The organism is Algiphilus sp. (assembly GCF_965216485.1).
Classification (GTDB): Bacteria; Pseudomonadota; Gammaproteobacteria; order Nevskiales; family Nevskiaceae; genus Algiphilus.
In genome coordinates, this window is the sequence record NZ_OZ244162.1 from 1,861,646 (window position 1) to 1,887,235 (window position 25,590).

The window sequence follows — 25,590 nt, forward strand, 5'->3', positions numbered from 1 at the left end:
TATGGCAGCAACAGCGGGTGACATTGCCATCGTTGGCATGTCCGGCTGCTATGCCGGCGCTGGGGACGTTCGGACCTTCTGGCAGAACATTCTGGACAAGGTCGACGCCGTCGGTGCAGCCGATGCGGAGTGGACCGGGCCCTATCTCGACCCTGAAACATCGCGCAACGATCGCATCTATACCAATCAGGGGGGCTTTCTCCACGATCTGGCGAAGTTTGACCCGGCCGAGCACGGCATCATGCCGTCGTCCATCGATGGGGGGGAGCCGGACCACTACCTGGCGTTGAAGCTCGCCACGGATGCTCTGGCGGACGCCGGTTATCGTCGCGGTGGCTACGACCCGGAACGCGCGGGTGTGATCCTTGGGCGGGGCACCTATATCAATCGTGGCTACACCACGCTGATGCAGCACGGCATGGTGGTGGATCAGACGCTGGACGCATTGCGTGCCGCGCGCCCGGATCTTGGCAACGACGAAATCGAGCGCGTGCGCGACGCGCTCAAGGCGCAGCTTCCTGCCTTCAATGCGGAAATGGCGCCGGGTCTGGTACCCAATGTGACCACGGGCATGATCGCCAACCGGCTCGATCTGATGGGCCCGAACTACATCATTGATGCCGCCTGTGCTTCATCGCTGATTTCGGTGGAACTGGCAGCGCGTGAGCTGCTTTCAGGGCGCTGCAGCATGGTGCTGGCGGGTGGCGTACAAGCCCACACGCCACCCCAGTTGTTCATGATCTTCTGTCAGATCAATGCCTTGAGCCGCGGGCGCATTCGGCCCTTTTCCTCCGAGGCGGGGGGGACGCTGCTCGGCGAAGGTGCTGGCATGCTGGTGCTCAAGCGCCTGGCCGACGCTGAGGCTGATGGCGATCGAATCTATGCCGTCGTCAAAGGCATCGGGACTTCCAGCGATGGCCGCGCCAAGGGCCTGCTGGCACCGCGCTTTGAAGGTGAAGTGCTGGCGCTCAAGCGGGCCTATGCCTCCGCAGGCATCGATCCCGAGTCGGTGGGGCTCGTCGAGGCGCACGGAACCGGCATCAAGCTGGGTGACCAGACCGAGGTGGCTTCCCTGTCCGAGGTCTACGGCGCGCGCACCGCCAAGGCGCCGCGCGTGGCGCTGGGCTCGGTCAAGTCGATGATCTCGCACTGTATCCCGGCCGCGGGCAGCGCGGCACTGATCAAGGCGACCCTGGCTCTGCACCACAAGGTGCTGCCACCCACGCTGTGCGATGAAGTGAACCCGGAGCTGCACCTCGAGCGGACGCCCTTCTTCATCAACAATGAAACACGACCCTGGGTGCATGGCCAGGCGGCCCCTCGTCGCGCCGGGGTCAACGCCTTTGGTTTCGGCGGTATCAATGCGCATGTGGTGCTCGAGGAGTATCAGCCACAGGCCAAGTCCTCTGCGGTCAGTGTTCCCGCTGCGTCCCAGTGGCACGGCTTCGGAAGCGAACTTCTGGTCTTCGCTGCGGAGGATGCTGATGCCTTGGTGGCGGTCGTCGATGCCGCGATCCAACGACTGGAGGCGCAGCCGGCGCCTTCACTGGGCGGGCTTGCCAAGACCCTGGCGGAGCGCGCCGAGGCGGCAGTCGCTGCCGGTGCCACGACACGCCTCGCGCTGGTGGCAGCCGACGCGACGGATGCCATCAAGCAAATTGGCAAGGCCCGTGAGCGAATCGCCGAAGGCAAGACCGACTTCCGCACACGCACCGGTCTGAGCGCTGGCAGTGGCGCAGTGCCGGGGCGCGTGGCTTTCATCTTTCCAGGAGAGGGCGCGCAGTATCCGGGCATGCTGGCGGATCTGGCGGTGGCCTATCCGCAGGTCCGGTCCTGGTTTGATTTCCTGGACCGCACCTTCGCCGATGTGCGCGACTACCGCCCCAGCGAGGCGATTCTGCCGCCGCCCAACGGGCTGGACGCCGACCAGCGCGCGGAGTTGGAGCGTCCCTTGTTCGAGATGGACCTCGCCTCCGAATCGGTGTTCACGGCCAGTCAGGCGCTGTTCGGGCTGCTGCGTCAGGCAGGCGTGGTGCCCGAGATCATGGTCGGGCATTCCACCGGAGAGAACAGTGCATTGGTCGCCTCGAACACGATGCGCGCCCAGGACATGGAAACACTGGGGCGAATCGCACATGACCTCAATGTCATCTACCGCGAGCTTGAGGCCGAGGGCCGGATCCACACCGGCAGCTTGCTGACAGTCGGTGCGCTGGATGCCCAGGCGCGTGAGCAGGCGCTCGGCGATTTGGCTGATCGCCTCACGCTGGCCATGGACAATTGTCCGAATCAGGCGGTGTATTTCGGCGCGGCTGAGGATGTCAGTGCCGCGCACGAGCGTTTGACCGCTGCCGGCGGCATCTGTGCCGAGCTGCCTTTCGGGCGGGCTTATCACACGCCCTATTTCGAGCCGGTGGCGCAGGCATTCCGTCAGTTCTATGCCAATGTCGACATGCAGGTGGGCGAGGCCGAACTCTATAGCTGCAGCACGGTGGCGCCATTCCCGAAGGAGCCTGATGCCATCCGCGATACCGCCTGCGGCCAGTGGGCACGGCCGGTGCGCTTTGTTGAAACCGTGGAGCGGCTGTACGACGACGGCGTGCGCGTGTTCGTGGAAGTGGGGCCGAGCGCCAATCTGTCGGCCTTTGTCGGGGATATCCTGCGCGGTCGCGATGACATCGTCTCGATCGCGACCAACAGTCGTCGCCAACCCGATGTGAAGCATTTCCACAGTGCGATGGCACAGCTGTGGGCGGTGGGATGCCCGATGACGCCATCGGCACTGTTCGCGCATCGCGATCTAGCGGAGGTGACGCTGGAAGTGCCCGAGGCAGCGCGACGGCCGGTCATGCACCTGAACCTGCATTTGCCGGCGATGCGCTTCAGCCCCGAGCTGCTGCCGGCGCCCCCGCTCGCTGAAGCCGCAGCGGCTCCAGCGCAGAAGTCCACACCAGAAGCCGCTGCGCATTCGGGGCCAGCCGCCGAGTCGCCCTCCGAGCATCAGCAGGACGCCGGAGCGACGGCCAGCGCGCCGTCTGCGGCGATGCAGGGCCCGTCGCAGATTCCGACGCAGACCGCGACGCCCGCGCCGGCCGCAGCAGGCAGCGACCCCCGTGCGGCATGGGTACAGAGCCATTTCGCACTCATGCAGGATTTCCTCGCGCAGCAGCAGCGCGTATGGGCTGCGGCCTCCGGCGCCGCTCCGGCGACGCCACAGCAGGGGGCAGGGGCGTCAGAGGGATCGGCGAGCGCCAGTGCCTTCCCCTTGCTGGGCGAGGTCGAGGAGACGCCAGACGGTCTGGAAATCCGGCGCGTCTATACGCTGGAGCAGGATTGCTTTCTGCAGGACCACACCATTGGAGGCCGGCCATCGCGACTGGACAGCGAACTGCGTCCGGTTCCGGTGGTTCCGTTCACCTTCTCCATGGAGATTCTTGCGGAGGCCGCCGCGCGTCTGATGGGAACCGAGCGTGTTTTTGCTGGTATGGACAGCGCCCGTGGCCATCGTTGGCTTTCACTGGACGACGGCACATTGCCAGTGCGTATCACGGTCCAGCGCGAAAGTGCCGATACCGTTTCCGGGCGCATCTTCCTCGATCGGGGCGACAGCCTGTTGCCTACCGGTCTTCTGGTCTTCGAAGGCGTGGTGCGCTTCGCAGCCACGCTGCCGCGGGCACCGGAGCCACTGGCATGGGGCGATGGCCTATCGAAGGACGCAGTCAACAACCCCGAAGGGCAGCTCTATGAGCACGGGATGTTCCATGGCCCGCGCCTTCAGGGAGTGAAGCGCATCCTGCGCTGGTCGGACGACGCCATCGATGCGGAGCTGGAGGTGCTGCCAACCCACAATTACTGTGCACACACCCAATCGCCCCGCTTCCAGTTTGATGCGGCACTCCTCGATGCGGCCGGACAGTTGGCAGGCTACTGGTTGACCGAGAAATATACGTGGGGATTCAACTGCTTCCCGTTCAAGCTGGACCGTTTCCGGGTCTATACGCAAACGCCCCCCGTGGGAACGCGCGTGTTCTGTCGCGGCCGTTTGGCGATGACCAGTGATCATGTGCTGTCGGCGGCCTTTGATCTGGTGCTGCCGGATGGCACCGTGCTGGCGCGGGCCGAGGGCTGGGAAGATCGCAAATTCTCGGTCCCCGAGCATCTGTACGCCTATCGTCTTGAGCCGACGGCGCGTTTTCTTTCTTCGACATCGGCTATGGCGGTTCCGGAGGGTTGGGTCCTTCGCTATGTCCCCGCGTTTGAGCCGCAGTTTCTCGAAGAAGGTGGCGGCATCTGGAAGAATATGCTGGCGCACATGGCGCTGAATCGGGCCGAGCGCACGCAGTACAACGCCCTTCCCGCCAAAGGGCGCCGACGCGAGGAATGGCTGCTCGGCCGCATCGCCGCGAAGGAAGCCGCTCGCGCATGGATTGCAGAGCACTACGGACTTGCACTGGCCAATGCCGATATCGAGATCTGCAAAGATGCGAATGGAGCGCCCTATGCAGTCAGTCCGCATCTGGATGGCCGCCTGCCGCCCGCGATCAGTCTGGCGCATTCGCGCGGCCACGCCGTGGGATGTGCGGCGCCTCCTGGCATGTGCCCCGGTGTGGATTACCAGCGAACCGAAGGCGTGGATCTGAAGGACGTGGCGAAGGGCGCGCTTTCCGAGCAGGATCTTGTCCTGGCGGGAGGAGCCACCGACGCGACCGTCCTCGCACTCTGGACCGCGAAGGAAGCCACCTCGAAGGCCCTGCATACCGGTATGCTCGGGCGCCCGCTCGACTGGAAGGTCAAGCGCGCAGCGCTGGACGCGCAGGGCAATGGCAGTGTCGACATCGTCCATGGGGCGCAGACGGTGTCGGTGCTTCTGGCCCGCGTCGAGGCCCAGGCAATGATGGCGTTGGCCGCCACGACCGATTCTCCCGACATGACTGCGCAGACGACGGCATCCGTCGCCTTGCAGTCATGAACATGTACTCCCGCTAAAGCAGACTGCCCGTAATGAGCAAGACTTCAACGCTATTCATTGGACTCGACGGCTGTACCTTCACGGTGCTCGATCACCTGACGAGCGAACAGCCCGGTGTGGGCGTGGTGATGCCCTTCATGAAGCGCCTGATGGAGGAAGGCACGCGCGCCAAGCTGCGCAGTACGCCGAACCCGCTGACGCCGCCGGCCTGGACCACGATGCAGACGGGGCGCGGCCCCGGCGTGCACGGCGTCTTCGACTTCATTCGTTCCGAGGACAAGGGCGGCGAGGTCTACTGGACGCTGTATGACAGCCGCGATATCGACGCTGAAACCATCTGGCAGATTGCATCCCGCCAGGGCAAGAAGGTGGCCTGCCTGAACTTTCCGCTGTCGGCACCCCCGCCCGAGCACATCAATGGCTGCAGTGTGCCGGGCTTCATTCCGGCCAAGCATATGCGCCGCAACACGCATCCGCGGGAGCTGTTCGAACGCATGAAGCAGGACATCCCCGGTTTCGACCCGAAGGAACTGGCCTGGGATTTCGAATCCGAGAAGCAGGCATTGGAAGCCCTCGACGAGGATTCCACCGAGAACTGGGTGCGCTACCACCTGCCGCGCGAGGAGCAGTGGTATCGCGTGGCCGATTATGTGCTGCGCAACGAGCAGCCCGATCTGCTGGCGGTGATGTTCGATGGCGTCGACAAGATCCAGCATCAGGCCTGGGAGTTTCTCGACCCGGCATTGATCCCGGAAAATCCCACGCCGTGGGAGCAGCGCATGCGCGATGTCTGCGTCGAGTACTTCCGCAAGCTCGATGGCTTCATCGAGAGTCTGGTAGAAACCGCCGGACCCGAGGCGCGCGTCTTCTTCTGCTCGGACCACGGCTTCACGGCCCAGTTCGAGCAGCTGCGCATTAACACCTATCTCGGTGATCTGGGCTACCTGACCTGGGCCGAGTCGGATGGATCGGAGCAGGCCCTGCGGCGTGAGGCCTCCGATTTCGCCAATCTGGATTGGGACAAGACGCTGGCCTACTGCCGTACACCGAGCTCCAACGGTGTACACATTCGTGTGGCGGAAAAGGAAGGCGATCCAGGCATCCAGCCGGAGGAGTACGACGCTTTCCGCGACAAGCTCATCGAGGATCTCAAGGCGCTGCGTAATGAGGACGGAGAGCCGGTCATCGTGGATGTGCTCAAGCGCGAGGACTGGTTCCCGGGGCCATACATGAAATACGCGGCGGACCTGACGCTGGTGCTGCGCGACCACGGCTTCGTCTCGATCCGTCATCGCGAGCCGGCCGTCATCAAGCGCGAACGCCCGGCGGGCACGCATCACCCGGACGGCATCCTGATGGCCTATGGCCAGGGGATCGCGGCGCGGGGCATGAGCCCGCGTCGACAGATTGCCGACGTCCCCTGCATGCTGCTGCACAGCCTGGGATTGCCGGTGCCGGAGGATCTGGAAGGCAAGGTGCCGAAACCTTTCTATGATCGTGAATGGCTCGCCAGTCACCCGATCATCATTGGCGCGCCCACGGCTGCCGCCGCCGGCCAGCGCGACATCGAGGAAATGGATGACAACGAGAAGCAGCAAATCATCGAGCAGCTGCAAATGCTCGGATACATGGAGTAAGGCTTGACCATGACGAATGCAGCCCAAGCGGAAATACCGCCAGAAGCCATCCTGGCGCGATTGAAGGATGTACTCGAAGACTTCATCGAGGACTGGGACACCGAACTTGAGGCCCCCATCGGGCGCGACACCAAGTTGCTGGAGGATCTGGGCTTCGAGTCGATCGACATCATCCAGCTGGTGGTCGCCATCGAAGAAGCCTTCGGCAAGCGCAAATTGCCCTTCGAGCAGGTCCTGATGCACGAGGGCCGCTACGTAGATGATCTCTCGGTGGGCCAGATCGCGGACTTCCTGCACGAGCAGTTCGCATGAGCTTCGTGCAGGCCGGGGATACCCGGCTTGCAGTCCAGCAGTTGGGCGAGGGGCCCGACGTGGTTCTGGTGCACGGACTGGCCACCAACCGCGCCTTCTGGTACGCGAATCTGGCGCAGAGCCTGCGTGCGCGGTACCGGGTCACGCTGTTCGACCTGCGCGGTCATGGCTACTCCGACATGCCCGCCAGTGGCTACAGCGCCGACGATATGGCCAAGGACCTGGAGGCCGTGATTGACGATCTTGGCCTGGATCCGCTGGCGGTGGTGGCGCATAGCTATGGTGGTTCGGTTGCGCTGGAGCACGCCGTGATGGCGCAGCGACCGCCGCAGGCGCTGGTGCTGATGGATGCCCGCATCAATCGACTGCAGCCGCAGCAGTGGCTGGCCGATGCGCCTTATCTCACCGCCTTCGAGGACGAGGTGGCCCGCGCCGATGGCCGCGACTGGGATCAGGAAAGCCAGATTGGCTTTGCCTTTCTGGAGGCCATGGCCCGACTTCGGGTCGCCGGCTTCGAGGCGCGTCAGCGCGATCCTTTCACTCCCTTTGCCGATGGCAAGGGCGGCAAGCGCGGCGCGAAGGCCTTCTGCCGCCTGCTGGATGAGACCACGGCACGCGAGGACTTCCTACGCCTCGGCGCGGATCGCGATGCGCTGCAAACGCTCGATATTCCGGTGCAGCTGCTTTACGGTGCACATTCGCGCAACCTGCCGAGTGCGCAAGCGCTTGTGAAATGTCTGCCCAACGCGCAGCTGCATACGATCCCGGACGCGGGGCATTTCTTCCCGCTGAGCCATGCTGCGGTGGTCGCGCAATGGGTCGGAGACTTTCTGGAACAACAACGCACGGAGACAACGGTTTGATCCAGCACACAACTATCAAGCGCAGCCTGGGCAGTGTATTGCTCGCATTTGGTGTCGCCGCCTGTGCGGTCAACACAGGCCCGGCATCTGCCGCGGATGTCTGCGCGGTACGTGATCAGGCCCAGCAGGGCAGTCTCAACCACCAAGGCAGGGACCGGAGCTATCGGCTCTACGTTCCGAAATCCGCTTCCGGCGACAAAGCACTGCCCCTCATCGTGGCGCTGCACGGGGGATGGGGTACGGGCGAGCTGATGGCCGAGCAGACGGGGCTCGATGAAGCAGCGGCACGACGGGGTTTCGCGGTGGTCTATCCCGACGGTGTGTCACGTGCCTGGAATGCGGGAAGCTGTTGCGGCAAGCCCATGGAGCAGAAGATCGACGATGTCGGCTTCATCGAAAAGCTGGTCGATACCTTGGGCGATGCGGCCTGCATCGACGGTGATCGGGTCTACGGCACGGGCTTTTCCAACGGCGCGATGATGACCCACCGCATTGCCTGTGATGCGCCCACGCTCTTCGACGCCATCGCACCGGTGGCCGGTGGGCCGATGATCGAGGGTTGCCCTGGTGCCGCGGCCATCCCGGCATTGCTGGTGGTTGGCAAGCAGGATGAACGCATTCCCTGGCAGGGCGGCATGTTCAAGGAAAGCTTCCGGCCGTCCATCGCCGATCAGGTGAAGGTGCTGGCCAAGCGCAATCGCTGCGACGACGACGTCGCCAAGGCGGCAGCCCTGGGTGGCGGCTGCGAGAAGCGCAGCGGCTGCAGCCAAGGCCCCGTGCAATGGTGCGTGCTGGATGGGGTGGGACACCAGTGGCCGGGTGGCAAGACCTACTTCAAGGCCTTGCTCGGCCCCAACCGATCGGACTTCGACGCGACGTCCACAATTCTTCAGTTCTTCTCATCGAGTAAGTAAGGCGTTGGGTCAACACGAAATCGTTACAATTCGGGGCGAGCACCGGGCTACGAGAAGGCAAGCAGCAATCCGCACCGCGGTGGCGACCCCTCGATAACAACAAGGCAGTACCCCTATGACACACCCAACAACATCGACAGCCCCACGCACGCATGCATGGCGACGAATGCTTGTCGCGACGGCGCTCGCCACTGCCCTTGCTGGCTGCGGTGGCGGTGGCGGTGGCGGTGGTGGCGGTGGCAGCGACAGCGACAGCGGAACACCTCCCGGGTCATCGGATGGCGGCACGGCGCAACCGGGGCCGTCGGCTTCGCGCAGCTGTCAGAGCGATTTCTCGACCCAGCGAGTGGACAGCGGCGAGGACTGCGCGCCACGCTACTTCGAGCAATGCCCCAGGAGCGAACCGGATCAGCTCGGCTTTGGTTTCACCAGCGTCCCGGCCTGTGATGGCGTGGATGTTCAGGTGGTTTCGAAGTCGGACGTGGAGAACAGCTTTTCCGGCACCCTGGACTACATCGTGCTGAGGCCCGCCAACCGAGCTCCCAGCAGTGTGTTGGTCAGCTTGCATTTCCGTCAGTTGGGTCGGGATCCGCAGACCGCAGCCGCAACCTACGCGGCGCTGATGCGCAAGTCCGAACTGGTCAAGGCCCGCAACGTCATGGTGATCCTGCCAGGCTCACCCACCGGCAACTGGCCGCAAAGCACGGTGACCGACAACACGAATGACCTGCTGGCGGGGCTGCCCCTCAATGATGCACTGGCGCAGCTCGGTCTCATCAGCGACGAGAATGAACTGCTCGTGGCTGCGGAGGAAGCGGGTTTGCCGGCAAGCGGGCTGGGCGCCTTGTTCGACAGTCTGAATGGGGAGACGCTATCCGGGTTGGTGAGCAGTCTTTCTCTGGACTTCGCGTCGGTAGAAGACAATCTGGACTACATCGAGTTGGCCATGTTCGATGCCTTCGCCGAGTTTGGCGGAGAGAGCCTTCCGCGTTATGTGAGTGGGCTATCCAACGGCGGGATCTATGCAGCGCGCTTTGCCTGTCGGCGACCGGAGCTGTTCAAGGCGGCACTGGTCGTGGCCGGAAGCATTGGCCCGGCGGAGTCCGAGGCCTGCATGAATGGCGCGCCGGTTGGCACCGTGCAGGTGCACGGCACCGTGGATGTGCTCGCCCCCTATGGCGGCGGGTTGACCTATCCGGTCCGTGGCGGTGGTGGGCCTGGTGTGCTCAGTGGGCTGCTGAGCCCCGGCAGCCTGGACCCGCTTGGCCTCGGGCTGCCAACAGACGTGGCGCCCGAAAGCTTCGAGGACCCGCAGGTCGCGGATATCGCCGACTCCTTCGAGAGCGAGCAGAATCAGAGCCTGCTGGATGATCTCTTTGCGCTCAGCGCCCTCGTCCCGGTGCTCGGCAGCGACGAGGGTCTCTTCCTGGATGTCTTTGCCCCCAACAACGGGTGCAGCGGGTCGCTGCAGGAAACGGTCGTGTCCCGTGACACCGTGGAAGGGGACTCTGCTGGCGACGTCATCATCGAGCAATTTCCACAGTGCGAAAATCCGGGGGGATTCCGGAGCTTCCTTGTCACCGTCAATGACGGTGGGCATCACTGGCCTGGATACGACGACCAAAGCGATTTGGATTTCAACGCCTTTGGCCCCATCAGTCGGGACTTCGACGCGACGATCCAGGGTTTCGACCTGCTGGAGCGCGCCGCGGGACAACGCTGAAGGTCGGGCATCACGCAAGCAATGGATTGCTTTTACCACCACGGATGACCTGAATGAGCGTTTCGATGACCGAGAACAGCACGCCCGCCAATTCGCCCCGAGAAGCTGTCATCGCCCATTACACGGCGCGGCACACGGCACGCGGTGATCTCTATGGCGAACAGCCCTTTGCCAACTATGGCTATTGGGTCGAGCCGGATCAGAGCATAGAGGGCGCTGCCGAGGCGTTGACCCGGCTGGTTGCCACGACCGCCAAGATGGGACCGGCATCCCGTGTGCTCGACGTCGGCTGCGGCTATGGCGCTGGGCCAGTGGTCTTCGCCCGCAGCCACAAGCCGCGCACTGTCGTGGGGATCGACGTCACCGATGTGCGCATCACCTCGGGGCAGGACTATGTTGCTCAATGCGGCTTTGGCGACACGATCACCTTGCAACTGGGCGATGCCACGGCCATGGATTTCCCGGACGCCAGCTTTGACACCGTGGTCTCCGTCGAATGCGCCTTCCATTTCGATACCCGTGCCACCTTCCTGGCGGAGGCTTTCCGGGTCATGACGCCGGGCGGCCGGCTGGCGCTCACCGATCTGATTCCGAAGCGGGGCGTCGACCCCAAGCGTTACATGCAGGGCAATCGGGCGTTCCTGAGCGGGCAGTGCCTCGACATGCCCGTCAACGCCTATGACGCCGACGAGTACAGCCGCATCCTGCGCGAGATTGGCTTCGAGGATGTCCAGGTCGAGTCGATCCTCGAGCAGACGCGCATCCCGTTCATCGCGGCCCTGCGCCAGTACGCACAGCGCTCGGAGGGAGAGCGGCGCGCCGCTTTCGAGCGCATGTGCGATCGCCTGCAGTCCTATGTCGACGCGGGCGAGGACTATGTGCTGGTCAGCGCGCGCAAGCCGGAAGCCGCCTGAAGCGCAGCGCCAGCAGGTGCAAGCGTGAACGAAACGACCATGGCGCCTTCAACGCCGGAAGAAGGCCTGAGCGTAGAGCAGTTGCGCGATTACGGCCTCTACGCAGGTGATGGCCGCGGCATCGCCGGCAGCCTGCATTACGAACGCCCGCTCTGGTTGTTCAGTCCGCGTCAGATTCGGCATTGCCGCTTTGGTGCCTTCAGCTACGTCAACGGGCGGGGCAGTTCGAGCTTCTACCGCGTACAGGCCGGGCGGTATTTCCAGTGCGCCGAATCCGCCATCATCGGCCCGCCTGACCACCCGCACGACTGGTTCACGACCCATCCCTTCGGCTTCACGCGGCCGGAGGAATTTCCGAATCTGTATGACGATCCGGACTTCACGCGACTGGCGCCCGACGGCAGCGAGGCCTACCACTACACCGCCGGAGTGCCGCTGACGACGCGCATCGGGCACGAAGTCTGGATCGGTGCGGGCGTCATCGTGCGGCGGGGTGTCTGCATCGGCGATGGCGCCATCATCGGTGCGGGCAGCGTGGTCAATCGCGATGTACCGCCCTATGCCATCGTCGCCGGCGTGCCAGCAACCGTGAAGCGCATGCGCTTTGACGACGCCCTCATCGAGCGACTGCGCGCCCTGCAGTGGTGGCAATACGATCTGGCACCACACAAGCACTGTGTGGATTTTCGCAAGCCTGCGGACACCACCAGCTATCTGGAAGACGCGCTGGCCGCAGGCAGGCTTGCGCGGCTGGAACTACCGCAGTACCTGGTATCCGTAGGCGCGGCTGGCTTTACGGTCGCGCCGGCCGCAACGGGCGAGGGCGACAGCCTCTAGGGTGCCACCTCAGGCGCGCTGGTCCTCAGTGTCGTAGGCCGTACCCAGCGCATCGGCCGAGAGATCACACCATTGCGCGCTATCCAGACCCAGCTCCGGCAGCAGTGAGGCATTGTCCTGCCCGAGGTCGGGACCTCTCCGGTGCAGCGCGCCACCGCCGCGACCGAAACGGAAGGGCATGCCTGGGAAGCCTTCGTCGTCGAGCTTGAGCCACCAGGCGCGCGCCTTCAGGTGTGCGTCGCGCGCGAGGTCGGCGGCGCTGCGCACCTGCGCGGCAGGAATGCCGGCCTCGAGCAACCGTTGCTCCGCCTGCTGCGCGTCCAGCGCAGCGCACCAGCGCGCGACATCGGTCTCCAAGGCTTGTTCGCCCCCCACCAGCGTGCGCAGTGTGCGGGCCTGGTCGGTGTCGACGGCAGTCAGGGCGAGCCACTGGTCTTCGCCTGCGCAGGAGTAGCATCCCTGCAGGACGAAGCGGGAATCGCTGTTGCCCTGCGGAGCGGGCTCCTGCGAGAGTCGGAAATAGCGCAGGAAATGCTCGCCGATCAGCCAGGCCGTGGTTTCGGTTTCGGCGAGGTCAATCCACTGCCCCTCGCCATCGTGGTCGCGCTGAACAAGTCCGAGCAGCGCGGCCAGAGCGCCGAACACGCCATTCAGCACGTCCATCTCGCGCACGCGGAAGCGTTCATCATCGTCGGTGTAGGCGGTCAGATCCTGAAGGCCACTGACGGCCTCGATGCTGCCGCCATAGCCGGCATAGCGGGCGTAGGGGCCGGTGGCGCCAAAGGCGGATAGCGAAACGGCGATCAAGCGTGGATTCAACTGGCGCAGGGTGTCCGGTGCCAAGCCCTTGCGCGCCATGACGCCTGGCCGCGAGTTGTCGAGCAGGATGTCGGCCTTCTGCACAAGCCGATGGCAGGCTTCGCGGTGCTCAGCGAGACGCAGGTCGAGGGTGATCGACTGCTTGTTGCGGTGCAACTGATGGACGCGCGGGTGGGCATTGATGCGGTCCTTGTAGGCACCACGCATGCCGTCCAGCCGCGCCGGGAATTCGATCTTGATGACGGTGGCACCGTAATCCGCCAGCAATCGTGCGGCATGCGGACCGGCCCAGTCGTGGGTGAAGTCGAGCACGGTCAGGCCGGCCAGGGGCTGGGCAATCGCGGTGCCATCCCCGCGCCACTGCGTGCTGGGCTTGCCCGCGAGCCGCGCCGCCGTGTGGGACTCGGTTGGGGGAGACCGGCGCTGCCACGGGCTGCGTTCGGGCCGGAAGGGCGCGCCGGGAACCCGGCCGGCCTCGGGTGTGTCCGGTCGCAGGGCGGTGAAGAAACCTCTGGCGCTGAACTGGGGGTCTTCGGCCGCGTCGGCAAGGGTGGCAAGGTAAGTCCACGCTTGGCCCGCTTCCTGTCCTCTATGGAAGATCGTCCGCTTGTCCGTGCGTGCCAACCAGGGCTGCATGCGCTGGTAGACCTCCTGGCGGTGGGCAATGCGCTCCGCCATGTGCGCCAGCCGCGGCGCGCTGAGTTCGGCATCCTCGAACAGGGCGCTGGCCTGGCCCCAGTTGCGCATAGGCCCACCGACCACAGCGGCCCAGCCATCGCGGCAACGGAAGGTGCGCCAGGGCACCAGGGCGTGCTCGTCGCCATTGCGCCGGGCAACCTTGCCGGTGCGCAGGTGTTCGACCAGCGCGATTTCGTAGGTATCGAGGCCAGTCTCCTGCATCGATACTTCGATGAGGTCGCCCTGGCCGTCGTGCGCGCGGCGGTGCAGCGCCATCAGGGCAGCGCAGCAGGCGCGCAGCCCGGCGCCGAGTTGGACCAGCGGGAAACCGGCGTTGAGTGGCTCGCGATCGCCTCGGCCGGTCGAGTTCATGAGGCCGCTTGCGGCATAGAGGCTGATGTCGGAGGCGGCAGCGTGCGCCATTGGGCCACTGAGGCCGAAGGGCGCAATTCGCACCACAATGCGTCCGTCGCGGCTCTGCCGCTCGGGATCGGTGTCGACCCCCAGTGTCTCCAGTCCATTGGGACCCAGTCCATCGATGATCAGGTCGGCACTGGCGCACAAGTCACGTAGCGCGTCGTCATCGCAGGCAACCCGCTTCTTGCCCGTGTCCAGCCAGTCGGCGCTGTCGGTGTCGGCAGGCGCCAGCGGCCCGTTTCGCTCGCAGCGCGGGTGCGCGACGCGCAACACTTCGGCACCGAAGCCGGCGAGCAGCTTGGTGCAGTAGGCGCTGGCGACGTCGCCGCCCAACTCGACGACGCGGAGTCCAGTAAGTGCAGTCATGACACGATTCCCTGTGAGAGCGGGGTACCGAGGCGCTCCGCCAGTGCCCGAAGATCGGGATGCGCGATGGCGGGATCGAGCGGTGCGTCTGGCGGGTCGGGCCAGTCCTGTGGTGCGCGCAGATAGCTGACATCGTCCCCCAGGGGCGCATTGGCCGGCCCGGGATGGGCGAAGGGCAAGGGGCTGAGAGGAGGGCTGGCAGCGTTCAGGCCGATGTCGGTCCACAGCGGCGGAAGAACGCGGTCCGGCCGGTGGCGCAGCAGGTCGGCACGCAGCATTCTCCAACGGCGTTCAGGCTGTTCCTTGCGCACACGAAGCAGGGTGTCATGCACCCGGTACCACATCAGCGAAGGGGCAAGCACCGGATAGGTGCCGACGTGGTGCTGCGCTTCTGGCGGCGTGAACAGCCGCCCGTGCATGTCGCGGTGCAGGCGTCCGCAATAGCGTGCCACAGGCTCGACGAGCTGCACGACCAGCGCATCGGGAAGCGCGCGCAGCAGTTGCTCGGTGTCGTTGATGCGCAGCGCGGCGTGGGGTTCATGCAGCACGAGATGACGGGGGCCGGCGTGGCGCAGTAGCCAGTCCAGTAGGGTAGGTATGAGCCATTCCGCACGCCGCTGCAGCCAGGCCTGGGCCGCCTCGATGGTATCGAGGCGCTGGGCGCCGAAGCGTAGCTGTGCGACGGTGCGCAACAGGCCGTCGCCGGCGCGGTCTTCGGCACGGGCATGCAGCGCCAGCGCCTCGCCTACGGTCTTTGCCGCAGAAAGTCGCAATTCGGGCAGGGCCAGCATCCGCTCGCCGCGGCCAAGGGTGCCTGCGGCCCAGGCGATGTCGCCGCCCGGAGGTGCCAGCATCAGGATCGGGGTCGGCGTCATGCGGCATCCGCAAAGGCACTGCCCAGCCAGACCTCGGTGCCGCCGCGCGGGTTGGGCAGATAGCGCCATTCACCATCGCGGCGCTGCGCCACGGTTGGTCCGAAAGGATTGGCCGTTGCCACGAACAGCCCGTAGGGCGTCGACATCATGTTGCGAATGCCCCAGTTATAGGGGTTGTCGAAGCCGTTGCGTACCGCGCGTTGCCAGCGGACGCCATCCCGTGTGCGCCAGAGTTCACTGCCGCCGTGCTGGTAGGCCAAGCGGTCCATGCCCCAACGGCGCACCATGACCATGACGTCCTCGGGCCAGACGTGCACGGGCAGATAGGGGAGTAGATTGGCCCAGCAGAAGGTGCCCACATAAAGCCAGCCGTCGTGCACGCACATCCGCCAGACATAGCCCTGGAAGAGATTGTCGAAACCCGGCGCGAGTCCAGATAGCGGGTAGCGGATGCCCTCGGGGGTCACGCGGGCGTGGCCCACGAGCAACTCCCAGGAATCATCGGGCCAGACCCGTAGTACCTCGGCTGCCGCGGGGCCGATGCGCAGATTGCGATGGAAGCCGCCGTTGAGCACGCCGGTGCCGACATAGAGCGCGCCGTTGAAAGCGCACAGGCTGACGCCCACCTCGTTGTAGGGGCCGCGTCCGGCACCGTGCTGCAGCACCCGTTTCCACCGATAGGGCAGCTGCCCGACGCCATCATCCTCGGTGCGCCAAAGCTCGAAACCCTGTGGATTCACTGTTGTGGCGTAGAGGCGACCTTCGAACTCGGCCATCTCGAAGATGGTGAGATTGGCGGGATTGCCGAAGCCGGCCTCGTTGACCGGGCGCCAGTCCTGGCTGGGGATATCGTGCGTGGCGTAGATGGTGGCGTCGCTGCCGACGCTGTCCTGGGCACGCTGCTCCGGGTCGTGGATGTTGCGCGAACTGGTCGGGCTGGTATGGATGCGTCGGCGATAGGGTTGCAGCGTCCGGAAGCTGCGCACGAAATCGGAGAATGGGGGACGCGCAGCAGGGGCAAAGTGCACGCCGTCTTCCGAGCGCAGAATCTCGGGCGGGTCGGTGGCTGCCGGCGCCCAGCTCGATACGTAGAGACAGGCCTGCGTATCCGACGCGCCCTGGAAGACCGCCATGCCGCGGTAGCCGATGTAGCGGGGGACCATGCGCCCGTTCCGACCGGGCACATCGGGTGCGCGATAGACCCGTGTCCAGCGCCGGGTGGCGGGATCAAAGCACCAGATCTCGGCATTGCGGTCTGCGTCGTAGATGTCGTTGGGACAATCCACCGGCCAGGGCTTGAGGTCCGGGCGGGGCACATTGGTCTTGTTCATGTGCATGGCGCCCCGGGTCGTGCCGACGAAGAGCTTGCCATGGAACCAGGCCATGCTGTGGCCATAGTGATTCATGCCGTCACCGAAACCACTGGGGCCGGTGAGCCGGAAGTGGTCCTGGGATAGCGGCGGCGACTCCGGTATCACGGCAGCCAGGACCAGACTTCCACCATCACGAAGCGCACGATGGCTTTGCTGAAGACGACGATGACGGGCTCATAGACACCGTCGACCTTGCCGCGTCCGGTCATTTCGGAGCGCAGCCGGCGGTCAGGATCCTCGACAGCCAGCGTGACGCGCACCACGCGTCCGTAAGGCGCCTCCTCGGCATTGGGTGCAATGGAGAGTACCCGCGCCGGCAGCACCTCGGTCGGTCGCGACCAGATGCGGACACGGGCTTCCGCCCCTTCCTCGACGATCGCAATCTGAGCTTCGGGGACTTCCAGTTCCGCCAGCATCTGCGAATGCTGTTCGATGGTTGCGATGGGATCACCGATGTCGAGGTATTGGCCGCGTGCATGGCGCAGTTGATCCGATACCACGGTCCCGCTGATCGGGGCGCGGAGTCGGGTGTCTTGCAGCCGTTGCTGATGGAAATCCAGTTCGGCCTGCTCGGCTTCAAGCTGAGCCTGCAGGGCTTCCAGTCGTTCCGGGCGGATGCCGCCCTTGGTGACCTCCAGTTGTCGCTCGGCCTCCTTCAGTTCCTCGCGACGTACCTGTGCGTTGCTGATGGCGCGCTCGTAATCCTGGGCCGATATGCCATTGCGCTCATAGGCGGCTTCGGCGCGGCGCGCTTCGCTGGCGGCGGCCTTGAGCCGTGCCTCGGCAGTGGCGACACGCTGTTCGGCCAGTGCGATCGATTCGCTGCGGGCCCCGGCCTGCTCCAGGGCAAGCTGGGCCTGCAGGCGACTGACCTCCGCCTTGGCCATGGCCACTTCGGCGCGTTGGGCAGCGTCGTAGAGGCGAACGATCTCGTCACCGGCCTCGACCTGGTCACCTTCGGCCACAAAGACTTCTCGTACGTCGCCTGCGGCCAGTGCGTGGACTTCGGCCCGCTCCGCGGGCAGCACGGTCAGCTTACCGCTGGCGTCGTAGCGATAGGGCAGCACCATCACCAGTGCAATCAGCGCCAGCCAGCCGATGGTGCGGCGACTGGGTGGACCGGATCGTCCCTTATGCCCCCAGGTGCCCGCCAATGCACGGCGTTGTGAGCGCACCCGACGAATCTGCGCCACGGTTACAAAAAGCAGTGCGGCCAGCACCACGGCCACACCCACGCCGCCCCATACCATTCCCAACCATCGCGCAGGGAAGGCGAGAATCAGAACCACGACGGCAACGATGTAGAGCAGGGCCAGGGCGGCGAAAAGGCGCAGCGCGCGCCGTGGCGGGGGTGCGCTTCGGGCCCATGGGCGATCCCAGCCGAAAATCGCCATCCAGGCCTGATCGCGCAAATCGGGTACACCGAGGCGGTGCGCCAGCAGCAAATAGCCCTCGCGCGGGACGAGCGGGTTGGCGCGCAGCAGCGTCCCTACCGCGGCAATGAGGCCGAAGACGAGCAGATAGGTTGCCAGCAACTCGCCACTGTTGCGCAGCATGAGCCAGCCGCCGATGCCCAGGACGAAGAGCAATACGCCGCTTTGCAGGGTCGAACCGAGAATGCGCAGTCGGCCGGGGAGGTCGGCACGTTCGGCGGGGCCTTCGGTATCCACATGCAAGTGGGGTAGGAAACCCAGCGCCAGGCGCAGGCGCACAGGGGCTTTTTCCGCGGTCCAGCGCTCGATGGCTGCGGCGCGCGCGGCGCTCGACAGCAGATTGATCGCGAGGGCTGAGGGTAGGCCCACAAGGGCAATCCAGTAGGGCGACAGGACGGCAGTGATATGAACGGCGGCATCGTCGCGAAGATGCCATAGGGCGCCCAACGCACCGATTCCGGCCAGCCACAGCAGCCAACGCAACGCCGCTTGGCCGACGAACAGATTGATCAGCCGGCCGAGAGCGCGGAGGGGGCCAATGGGGACAGCCATACCGCCAGCAGCACCCCCGCGCTCGCGACTGGCGGCGGAACCGTAATCGCCGGGCAGGCCGGGACCAGCCAAGGACCCCGGGGTTGATGAAGCCGGGTGCTGTTCGGGAGCCCCGCTGGGAGGCGCGCCATCCTCTGTCATCTGAGGTGGGGTTGGCAGCGGCTCCTCGCTGCCGGCCTCGAGCAACCCTGCTTCAGAGAGCTCGAGGGCGAGTCGATCGATCAGCGTTTCGCGCTCGTTGTCGCCGGCGTCCCGCATGCGCGCGGTGCGATCGCGCGCACCGTCGAAGAGTTGCGCCATACGGTATTCATCGTCGCTGAGCCGATAGCGCGCACCATTGAATGGGGCCTCAACGATGACAGTGCCACTGGGCGCGGGAACCGCGGCAACGCGGCCAATGAAACGAAGGTGGGAAGACGCAGTCACCGGGAGTCCACTCCAGAGTTCATTTGGATGCCGTCCGGGCGCACCGGCCAGGAACGACAGGCGGCGCCGCTCATTGCAGCACGCGGTTCATTGCTTCGAGGTCGGCCATGCGCAGGACGCCCGCGGCCTTGCGCAGTCGAAGCAGGCCGAGCAGGTAGTCGTATCGCGCTCGCGCAAGATCGCGTTGTGCGCGAAAGCGCTCGCGCACGGCGGCAAGGTAGTCGGCCGCTGTGCGCGAGCCCACTTCGAAGGCGATCTGCGCGGAGGCCTCGGCGGCCTGCGCGGAGTCGACCGCCTGTACCAGTGCGTCGGCGCGGGCGAGGGCGGCGCGGGTATTGAGGAAGGCCGTACGCGTGGCCAGCCGCGCCTGGGTTTCTGCGCTGTCCCGCTGGTGGGCTGCGGCGCGTTGCCGGGCCTGCGCTTCGGTGACTTGCGAGCGCACCATGCCGCCTTCGTACAAGGGCATGCGCAGGGACAGGCCTATGCGGCTGTCGGTATCCTCGCGCGCGCCCTCGAAGCCGCCGTCGGCGTCGAAGAAGGCGTGCGAGCCGGTGAGCTGGAGGGTGGGCCAGCGCTGGGCGCGGGCGATGTCGGTGTCCACTTCAGCCAGGTTGAGACCAACGGTCTCGGCCAGAAGGTCGGTATTGTGACGCTGCGCGCGTTCCAGCCAGGGTTCCACCTGATTCGGATCCAGCGCCGGCAACTCGGCGTCGCCATTGAGGGTTCTGATGCGGTCCGGGCGCTGCCCGCTGATGAACTCCAGTCGTGTACGCGCGATGTCGAGTGCGTTCTCGGCATCGATTTCCGAGGCCTTGACGCTGTCGAGCTGGGCTTTGACCGCAAGCAGGTCGGTTTCGGCAACGAGGCCAGAGTCGAAGCGGCTTTCGGTCTGTTCGACCTGGCGCGCGATGGCTTCTTTCTCGGCGCGGATGAAGCTGAGTTCATAGCCGGCTGCCAGCACGCCGAAATAGGCCTCGGCCGTGCGCAGCATGAGATCGTGACGCTCGGCGGTCAGCCGCAGCCGGGCCTGGCCGACAGCGAGCTCGGCGCGATCCAGGCCGAGCAGGGCGGAGCGCTGGTAGATCGGCTGACGCAGCGACACCCCGTAGGCAAATTTATCGAAGTAGTCAGTTTCATCGACGTCGGTGATGCCGAAGAACTCGCCATCGATCTCCTGCCGGATACGGTTGTAGGCCCCTTCCAGGCCGATCTTGGGGAGCAGCCGGGCAAGGGCTTGCGGTTCGGCTTCGGCCGCGGCGCGATAGTCCTCCAGTGCGGCGCGGTAGTTGGCGTTCTGGTTCAGCGCCGCCTGGTAGTAGTGCAGCAGGCTGTCCTCGCTGGCGCCCGCATTGCCAATGTCGGCCTGCACGCTCCCCGCCAGGCTGAGGCTGAAACACGCAAAGAGCCACAGCGGGCTCGCGAATCGCCGATATCGCGGCATGAATGAACGATCACTAGGGTTCGTTGCGATTTGGCGGGATTCGCCTAGCCCTGTCAACCCAAAACCGTGTCAGAAAATAGATAATTACGCGTGAGTGGCAGCCGGTCCAGGCTGCGCGCGAGCTGCAGTTGGAACACCGCGAGCCCACCCCAGCGGAAGGTCGCCTCTGACGCTTGCAGATAGAAGCGCCACATCCGGCAGAAGCGTTCGCCCATGATGTCGGCAATAGCGACTCGGTTTTTCTGGAAACGGGCATGCCAGTGCGCCAGCGTGGTGGCATAGTGCAGCCGCAGAACTTCCAGGTCGGTCATCCACAGTCCGCTCCGCTCGAGGGGAGCCAGTACCTCGGAGGCTGCCGGAATCTGTCCCCCGGGGAAGATGTATTTCCGTATCCAGGGATTTCCTTGATCCGGGGGATGACGGCTGCCAATGGTATGCAGCAGCGCCACGCCATCCGGCTTCAGGCGATCGCGCACCCGATCAAAGAAGACCGGATACTGCGGGCGCCCGACGTGTTCGAACATACCGATGCTGACGATCGCGTCGAACTGCCCTTGCGTCTGGCGATAGTCTTCCAACCGGAAGCTGACCCGGTCCGACAGGCCCGCTGCCTCGGCGCGCTCGCGGGCGATGGCGCACTGATTTTCGGACAAGGTGACGCCGGTGACGTGCACATCGTAGTGGCGGGCGAGGTAGAGCGCGTTGCTGCCCCACCCGCACCCGATATCGAGCACGCGCGCACCCGGCCGCAGATGGAGCTTGCGGGCGATGAGGGCGCACTTGGCTTGCTGCGCCGCCTCCAGGCTCATTTCCGGCTGGGGGAAGTAGGCACAGGAGTAGTGCAGGTCCTGGTCGAGAAACAGCCGATAGACCGGCGTATCAATGTCGTAGTGATGCTGGATGTTGCGCTTGGCGCTGACCGCGGAGTTGAGCTCCCCGAGGCGGGCGCGCAGTACGCGCAGGGCCCGCGTCTTCGGTGACAGCAGGTGGCTGCTGTTGCGCATGGCCACCTCCAGAACCGGCATCAGGTCGTCGTCCTCGGGCTCCCACAAGCCTTCCACATAGGCTTCCGGAAAGCGCATCTGCGGGTCGCGCAGCACCCAGTGCAGCACGGCGCGATCCTTGAATCGCAGTCGGGCTGTAGGGGATCCGCTGCCGACGACGATGTCGTCGACGTCGGGACACTCGATGACAAGCCGCCCATCGGTGAAGCGGCGTGACAGCCAACGCAGAATCGGCGTCATGACGCACCCCTTTTGCAAGGCTCGCGCAGACGCTAGCGCGGCCTGCGGAGGCTTGCAAGCCAGTTGTCCCGCCGGCCCCTTTGCCGAGGAGGCACGGGCTTACGCAGGGATGTGGGCCTAGACGTTGAAGCGGAAGTGCATGACGTCGCCTTCCTGGACGATGTACTCCTTGCCCTCGAGCCGCCAGCGCCCGGCTTCCTTGGCACCATTTTCGCCCTTGTAGGCGACGAAGTCGTCGTAGGCGACCACTTCGGCGCGGATGAAGCCTTTTTCGAAGTCGGTATGGATGACGCCCGCCGCCTGCGGCGCGCTGGCACCCTTGCGAACGGTCCAGGCGCGGACTTCGGCCGGTCCGGCGGTGAAGAAGGTCTGCAGACCGAGCAGGTCGTAGGCACCACGGATGACGCGATCCAGGCCGGGTTCCTGCAGGCCGAGATCCGCGAGAAACTCGGCGCGGTCAGCTTCATCCAGCTGCGACAGCTCGGCTTCGATGCCGGCACAGACCGGGACCACGACAGCGTGCTCCTCGGCCGCGCGTTGGCGCACGCGCTCCAGCGCCTCGTTGCCTTCGCTGAGCGCGGCTTCGTCGACATTGGCGATGTACATCAGCGGCTTGGCGGTAATCAGGAAAAGCTCCCGCAACCAGGGACGCTCGCTTTCGCTGATGGACAGGCTGCGCACTGCATGCCCGGCGTCGAGGTGATCGTGCACGCGCTTGAGCAGGTCGGCGCGGGCCTGTGCCGTCTTGTCGCCCGACTTGGCTTGGCGCGAGACTTTGTCCAGCGCGCGCGTGACGCCTTCGAGGTCGGCGAGCGCGAGTTCCGTGGCGATGGTGTCGATATCGCGCAGCGGGTCGACGGAGCCCGCCACATGGATGATGTCGTCGTCCTCGAAGCAGCGCACGACGTGCGCGATGGCGTCGGTTTCGCGGATATGACCGAGGAACTGGTTGCCCAGGCCTTCGCCCTTGCTGGCACCGGCAACCAGACCGGCGATGTCGACGAACTCCACAGCGGTGGGGATCAGCTTCTGGGGTTTGACGATTCCGGCCAGGGTCTGCAGGCGCGGATCGGGTACCGGCACCACCCCTACGTTCGGGTCGATGGTGCAGAAGGGGTAGTTCTCGGCACCGATACCGGCACGGGTCAGCGCGTTGAAAAGGGTCGATTTGCCGACATTGGGCAGACCGACAATGCCGCATTGAATGGCCACGCTGCTAACTCCCTAGGGCAATGTTGGAATGAGGGCTTAGACGCACCACCGAGCGGACAGCGACGGCTTCAAGCCTGCGTCGGGGCGGTGTGCAACTGGGTACAGGCGCGCTCCCAGCCATTGCTGAGCAGCGTATCGAGTGCCTCTGCGGCGCGCACCAGGGCGTCGCCGATGGCGCGTGATTCGTCGGCTGTGGGCTTGCCCAGTACGTAGTTCAGCACTTCCTGCTGCTGCCCGGGATGCCCGATGCCGACGCGGAGGCGACAGTAGTCCGGTGTGCCCAGATGGCGGTGAATGTCACGCAGCCCGTTGTGGCCGCCGTGTCCGCCGCCGCGTTTCAGGCGCACGGTGCCAGCCGGCAGGTCGAGATCGTCATGTACCACGAGGACCTCGGGTGCGGCGATCTTGTAGAAGTCACAGACTGCGCGGACCGCCTGGCCACTGCGGTTCATGTAGGTGTCGGGCTTGAGGAGCCAGAGGTCTCCGACGCCCGTGGGGAGGCGGCTGGTCTCCCCCGAGAAGCGCCGCTCGGTCTTCCACGCAGTCGCGGCATGGGTTGCGAGTGCGTCGACAAACCAGAACCCGGCGTTGTGCCGCGTGGCAGCGTAGCCGGGCCCGGGGTTACCGAGCCCGGCAATCAACCGGACAGGAAGAGACACGATGACGGGAGAACGAGGGGATCAGTCCTCGGACGCTTCCTCGTCGTCCGACGCCTGTTCCTCATCGCCGCTGTCTGCTTCGTCTTCCTCGTCCTCTTCCACCTTGCGCGGCTGGTGGATGGCCACCACGCCGGCGTCGTTCTCATGCTTGAGTTCGACGAGCTCGACGCCCTCGGGGAGGGGAATCTCGGAGAGATGGACGGTCTGATCCAGTTCCAGCTTGGAGATGTCCACCGCGATGTACTCGGGCAGATACTTGGGCAGACACTCGACTTCGACGTCGTTCATCATGTGCTCGACGACACCGCCACCGGTCTTCACACCCGGTGCTACGGCTTCGCCTTCGAAGTGCAGCGGCACGCGCACACGAATGGCATGGTCGGCGCGTACGCGCAGAAAATCGGCATGCAGGACCTGCTTGCGCGCCGGATGGCGCTGCACGGCCTTGATCACCACGGACTCCGGTTGGCCGTCGATCTCAAGCTTCAGAATGTGCGAGAAGAAGGCTTCGTAGCCCATCTGACGGTACAGCTGGCGATGGCTTACAACGATCGACTGCGGAGGCTTGCCGCCCCCGTAGACGATGGCCGGGGTCCAGCCATCACGGCGCAGACGGCGGCTCGCACCCGTTCCTTGCGCCTCGCGCGACTTCGCCTCGACGACGAATTCATCGGACATGTTCTTGCTCCAAAAAGGGAAATAGACGCTCCACGGCCCGCGACCAGGCCACGAAGGGCGCGCAGTGTAGTGGAAGCGGCAGGTAGGCGCCAGTAGCGCAGGCGTGCCTCAGTCCGAATACAGCGAAGAAACGGACTCCTCGGCTGATACGCGGCGGATGGCTTCGGCGAGCAGGGCACCGATCGACAGCTGCCGGATCTTGCCGCAGTTCGCTGCAGCCGGTGCCAGCGGGATCGAATCCGTGACCACAAGTTCGTCGATCTGCGAACCGCTGATGTTCTCCACCGCGGCGCCGGAGAGCACCGGGTGTGTCACATAGGCCACCACGCGTCGCGCCCCCGCCGCTTTCAGTGCATCGCCCGCCTTGGCGAGGGTGCCGGCGGTATCCACCAGGTCATCGACCATGACACAGGTCTTGTCGCGCACGTCGCCAATGATGTTCATCACGCGCGCCTCGTTGGCGCGCGGGCGGCGCTTGTCGATGATCGCCAGGTCGGCGTCATCGAGGCGTTTGGCCACAGCGCGGGCGCGCACCACGCCGCCCACATCCGGAGATACCACCACGACGTTGTCGTATTTCTGCCGCCAGATGTCGCCCAGCAGGACCGGCGAGGCGTAGACGTTGTCTACCGGGCAATCAAAAAAGCCCTGGATTTGATCGGCGTGCAAGTCCACCGTCAGTACACGGTCGGCACCGGCCGTGGTCAGGATGTCGGCGCAGACCTTGGCCGAAATCGGAACCCGGGATGAGCGCGGCCGCCGATCCTGACGGGCATAACCGAAATAGGGGATGACGGCGGTAATGCGCCCCGCGCTCGCACGCTTGATGGCGTCGCAGATCATCACGAGTTCCATCAGGTTGGTGTTGGTGGGGGCGCAGGTCGGCTGGACCACAAAGACATCGCGGCCGCGGACATTGTCATGGATCTCGACGTTGATTTCCCCGTCGGAAAAGGTCCCGACGGTGGCGCTGGCCAGTGGCAGCTTCAGGTGTGCCGCTACATCCTTGGCAAGCGCCCTATTGGCGTTGCCGCTGAAGATCATCAGATGGCCGTCGCTCATTCTGTGCCGTTTCCCCGAGAAAGAATCAATCGTTGCACGGCAGCGCCAGTGACTGTCGCTGCAATGCGAAAGGCCGCGTCAGCGCGCGGCCCTGCTAGTTGGCTGGGGCGGATGGATTCGAACCATCGCATCACGGGATCAAAACCCGTTGCCTTACCGCTTGGCTACGCCCCATCGGCTGTCATG

18 protein-coding genes and 1 tRNA gene are annotated in these 25,590 nt (G+C 65.1%); 8 read left to right on the forward strand and 11 right to left on the reverse strand.

The window, feature by feature from the left end; all coding sequences use genetic code 11:
- Nucleotide 1 precedes the first annotated feature (1 nt).
- From ACOOFO_RS08605 to ACOOFO_RS08640, 8 genes are all read left to right on the forward strand, one after another.
- Nucleotides 2-4,969 carry a beta-ketoacyl synthase N-terminal-like domain-containing protein gene (locus ACOOFO_RS08605; protein ID WP_420426374.1) on the forward strand — a complete coding sequence of 1,656 codons (4,968 nt, stop codon included), beginning with the start codon at nt 2-4 and terminating at the stop codon, nt 4,967-4,969.
- A gap of 32 nt (nt 4,970-5,001) precedes the next feature.
- Nucleotides 5,002-6,606, forward strand: coding sequence for an alkaline phosphatase family protein (locus ACOOFO_RS08610; protein WP_420426375.1), 1,605 nt, complete (start codon nt 5,002-5,004; stop codon nt 6,604-6,606).
- Nucleotides 6,607-6,615: 9 nt separating this feature from the next.
- Nucleotides 6,616-6,918 (forward strand): acyl carrier protein, encoded by a 303-nt coding sequence (locus ACOOFO_RS08615; RefSeq protein WP_420429702.1) that lies wholly within the window; start codon nt 6,616-6,618, stop codon nt 6,916-6,918.
- Complete coding sequence (locus ACOOFO_RS08620; RefSeq protein WP_420426376.1) at nt 6,915-7,781, forward strand: alpha/beta fold hydrolase; 867 nt, start codon at nt 6,915-6,917, stop codon at nt 7,779-7,781. Before ACOOFO_RS08615 ends, ACOOFO_RS08620 begins: the two co-directional genes overlap by 4 nt.
- On the forward strand, nt 7,778-8,695 hold the full coding sequence (locus tag ACOOFO_RS08625) for an alpha/beta hydrolase family esterase (protein ID WP_420426377.1): 918 nt from the start codon (nt 7,778-7,780) through the stop codon (nt 8,693-8,695). The genes ACOOFO_RS08620 and ACOOFO_RS08625 overlap by 4 nt, the downstream gene beginning before the upstream one ends.
- 166 nt (nt 8,696-8,861) lie before the next feature.
- Nucleotides 8,862-10,418: a hypothetical protein gene (locus ACOOFO_RS08630; protein WP_420426378.1), complete on the forward strand. Its 1,557-nt coding sequence runs from the start codon at nt 8,862-8,864 to the stop codon at nt 10,416-10,418.
- 65 nt (nt 10,419-10,483) lie between these two features.
- Nucleotides 10,484-11,332 carry an SAM-dependent methyltransferase gene (locus tag ACOOFO_RS08635; RefSeq protein WP_420426379.1) on the forward strand — a complete coding sequence of 283 codons (849 nt, stop codon included), beginning with the start codon at nt 10,484-10,486 and terminating at the stop codon, nt 11,330-11,332.
- Nucleotides 11,333-11,356: 24 nt separating this feature from the next.
- Nucleotides 11,357-12,169 (forward strand): CatB-related O-acetyltransferase, encoded by an 813-nt coding sequence (locus tag ACOOFO_RS08640; RefSeq protein WP_420426380.1) that lies wholly within the window; start codon nt 11,357-11,359, stop codon nt 12,167-12,169.
- A 9-nt stretch (nt 12,170-12,178) separates the two neighbouring features.
- Here ACOOFO_RS08640 and ACOOFO_RS08645 read toward each other — a convergent pair whose 3' ends face one another.
- The 11 genes from ACOOFO_RS08645 to ACOOFO_RS08695 form a co-directional block, all read right to left on the reverse strand.
- The gene (locus ACOOFO_RS08645; protein WP_420426381.1) at nt 12,179-14,449 is read right to left on the reverse strand and encodes a CaiB/BaiF CoA transferase family protein; all 2,271 of its coding nucleotides are present in this window, start codon (nt 14,447-14,449) and stop codon (nt 12,179-12,181) included.
- Entirely contained in the window at nt 14,446-15,324 is an 879-nt protein-coding gene (locus tag ACOOFO_RS08650; RefSeq protein WP_420426382.1) for a hypothetical protein, read from the reverse strand. The genes ACOOFO_RS08645 and ACOOFO_RS08650 overlap by 4 nt, the downstream gene beginning before the upstream one ends.
- A complete protein-coding gene (locus ACOOFO_RS08655) occupies nt 15,321-16,802 on the reverse strand; it encodes a hypothetical protein (protein ID WP_420426383.1) in 1,482 nt (493 codons plus the stop codon). The genes ACOOFO_RS08650 and ACOOFO_RS08655 overlap by 4 nt, the downstream gene beginning before the upstream one ends.
- Complete coding sequence (locus ACOOFO_RS08660) at nt 16,799-19,108, reverse strand: HlyD family secretion protein (protein WP_420426384.1); 2,310 nt, start codon at nt 19,106-19,108, stop codon at nt 16,799-16,801. Before ACOOFO_RS08660 ends, ACOOFO_RS08655 begins: the two co-directional genes overlap by 4 nt.
- A gap of 70 nt (nt 19,109-19,178) precedes the next feature.
- Nucleotides 19,179-20,477, reverse strand: a complete 1,299-nt coding sequence (locus ACOOFO_RS08665; protein WP_420426385.1) for a TolC family outer membrane protein — start codon at nt 20,475-20,477, stop codon at nt 19,179-19,181.
- A gap of 125 nt (nt 20,478-20,602) precedes the next feature.
- On the reverse strand, nt 20,603-21,793 hold the full coding sequence (locus ACOOFO_RS08670; RefSeq protein WP_420426386.1) for a class I SAM-dependent methyltransferase: 1,191 nt from the start codon (nt 21,791-21,793) through the stop codon (nt 20,603-20,605).
- A gap of 117 nt (nt 21,794-21,910) precedes the next feature.
- Nucleotides 21,911-23,005 carry a redox-regulated ATPase YchF gene (gene ychF, locus ACOOFO_RS08675; protein WP_420426387.1) on the reverse strand — a complete coding sequence of 365 codons (1,095 nt, stop codon included), beginning with the start codon at nt 23,003-23,005 and terminating at the stop codon, nt 21,911-21,913.
- A 68-nt stretch (nt 23,006-23,073) separates the two neighbouring features.
- Nucleotides 23,074-23,664, reverse strand: coding sequence for an aminoacyl-tRNA hydrolase (gene pth, locus ACOOFO_RS08680; protein ID WP_420426388.1), 591 nt, complete (start codon nt 23,662-23,664; stop codon nt 23,074-23,076).
- A 21-nt stretch (nt 23,665-23,685) separates the two neighbouring features.
- Nucleotides 23,686-24,342, reverse strand: a complete 657-nt coding sequence (locus tag ACOOFO_RS08685) for a 50S ribosomal protein L25/general stress protein Ctc (RefSeq protein ID WP_420426389.1) — start codon at nt 24,340-24,342, stop codon at nt 23,686-23,688.
- A 108-nt stretch (nt 24,343-24,450) separates the two neighbouring features.
- Nucleotides 24,451-25,404, reverse strand: coding sequence for a ribose-phosphate diphosphokinase (locus ACOOFO_RS08690; RefSeq protein WP_420426390.1), 954 nt, complete (start codon nt 25,402-25,404; stop codon nt 24,451-24,453).
- Nucleotides 25,405-25,503: 99 nt separating this feature from the next.
- Nucleotides 25,504-25,578 (reverse strand) — tRNA-Gln (locus tag ACOOFO_RS08695).
- Nucleotides 25,579-25,590 lie beyond the last annotated feature (12 nt).

Bases quoted from the DNA above. Each gene is read 5' to 3' on its own strand.
- ACOOFO_RS08605 (WP_420426374.1), top strand. From the start codon at position 2: ATGGCAGCAACAGCGGGTGACATTGCCATCGTTGGCATGTCCGGCTGC.
- ACOOFO_RS08610 (WP_420426375.1), top strand. From the start codon at position 5,002: ATGAGCAAGACTTCAACGCTATTCATTGGACTCGACGGCTGTACCTTC.
- ACOOFO_RS08615 (WP_420429702.1), top strand. From the start codon at position 6,616: ATGACGAATGCAGCCCAAGCGGAAATACCGCCAGAAGCCATCCTGGCG.
- ACOOFO_RS08620 (WP_420426376.1), top strand. From the start codon at position 6,915: ATGAGCTTCGTGCAGGCCGGGGATACCCGGCTTGCAGTCCAGCAGTTG.
- ACOOFO_RS08630 (WP_420426378.1), top strand. From the start codon at position 8,862: ATGCTTGTCGCGACGGCGCTCGCCACTGCCCTTGCTGGCTGCGGTGGC.
- ACOOFO_RS08635 (WP_420426379.1), top strand. From the start codon at position 10,484: ATGACCGAGAACAGCACGCCCGCCAATTCGCCCCGAGAAGCTGTCATC.
- ACOOFO_RS08645 (WP_420426381.1), bottom strand. From the start codon at position 14,449: ATGACTGCACTTACTGGACTCCGCGTCGTCGAGTTGGGCGGCGACGTC.
- ACOOFO_RS08650 (WP_420426382.1), bottom strand. From the start codon at position 15,324: ATGACGCCGACCCCGATCCTGATGCTGGCACCTCCGGGCGGCGACATC.
- ACOOFO_RS08670 (WP_420426386.1), bottom strand. From the start codon at position 21,793: ATGACGCCGATTCTGCGTTGGCTGTCACGCCGCTTCACCGATGGGCGG.
- ACOOFO_RS08685 (WP_420426389.1), bottom strand. From the start codon at position 24,342: ATGTCCGATGAATTCGTCGTCGAGGCGAAGTCGCGCGAGGCGCAAGGA.
- ACOOFO_RS08690 (WP_420426390.1), bottom strand. From the start codon at position 25,404: ATGAGCGACGGCCATCTGATGATCTTCAGCGGCAACGCCAATAGGGCG.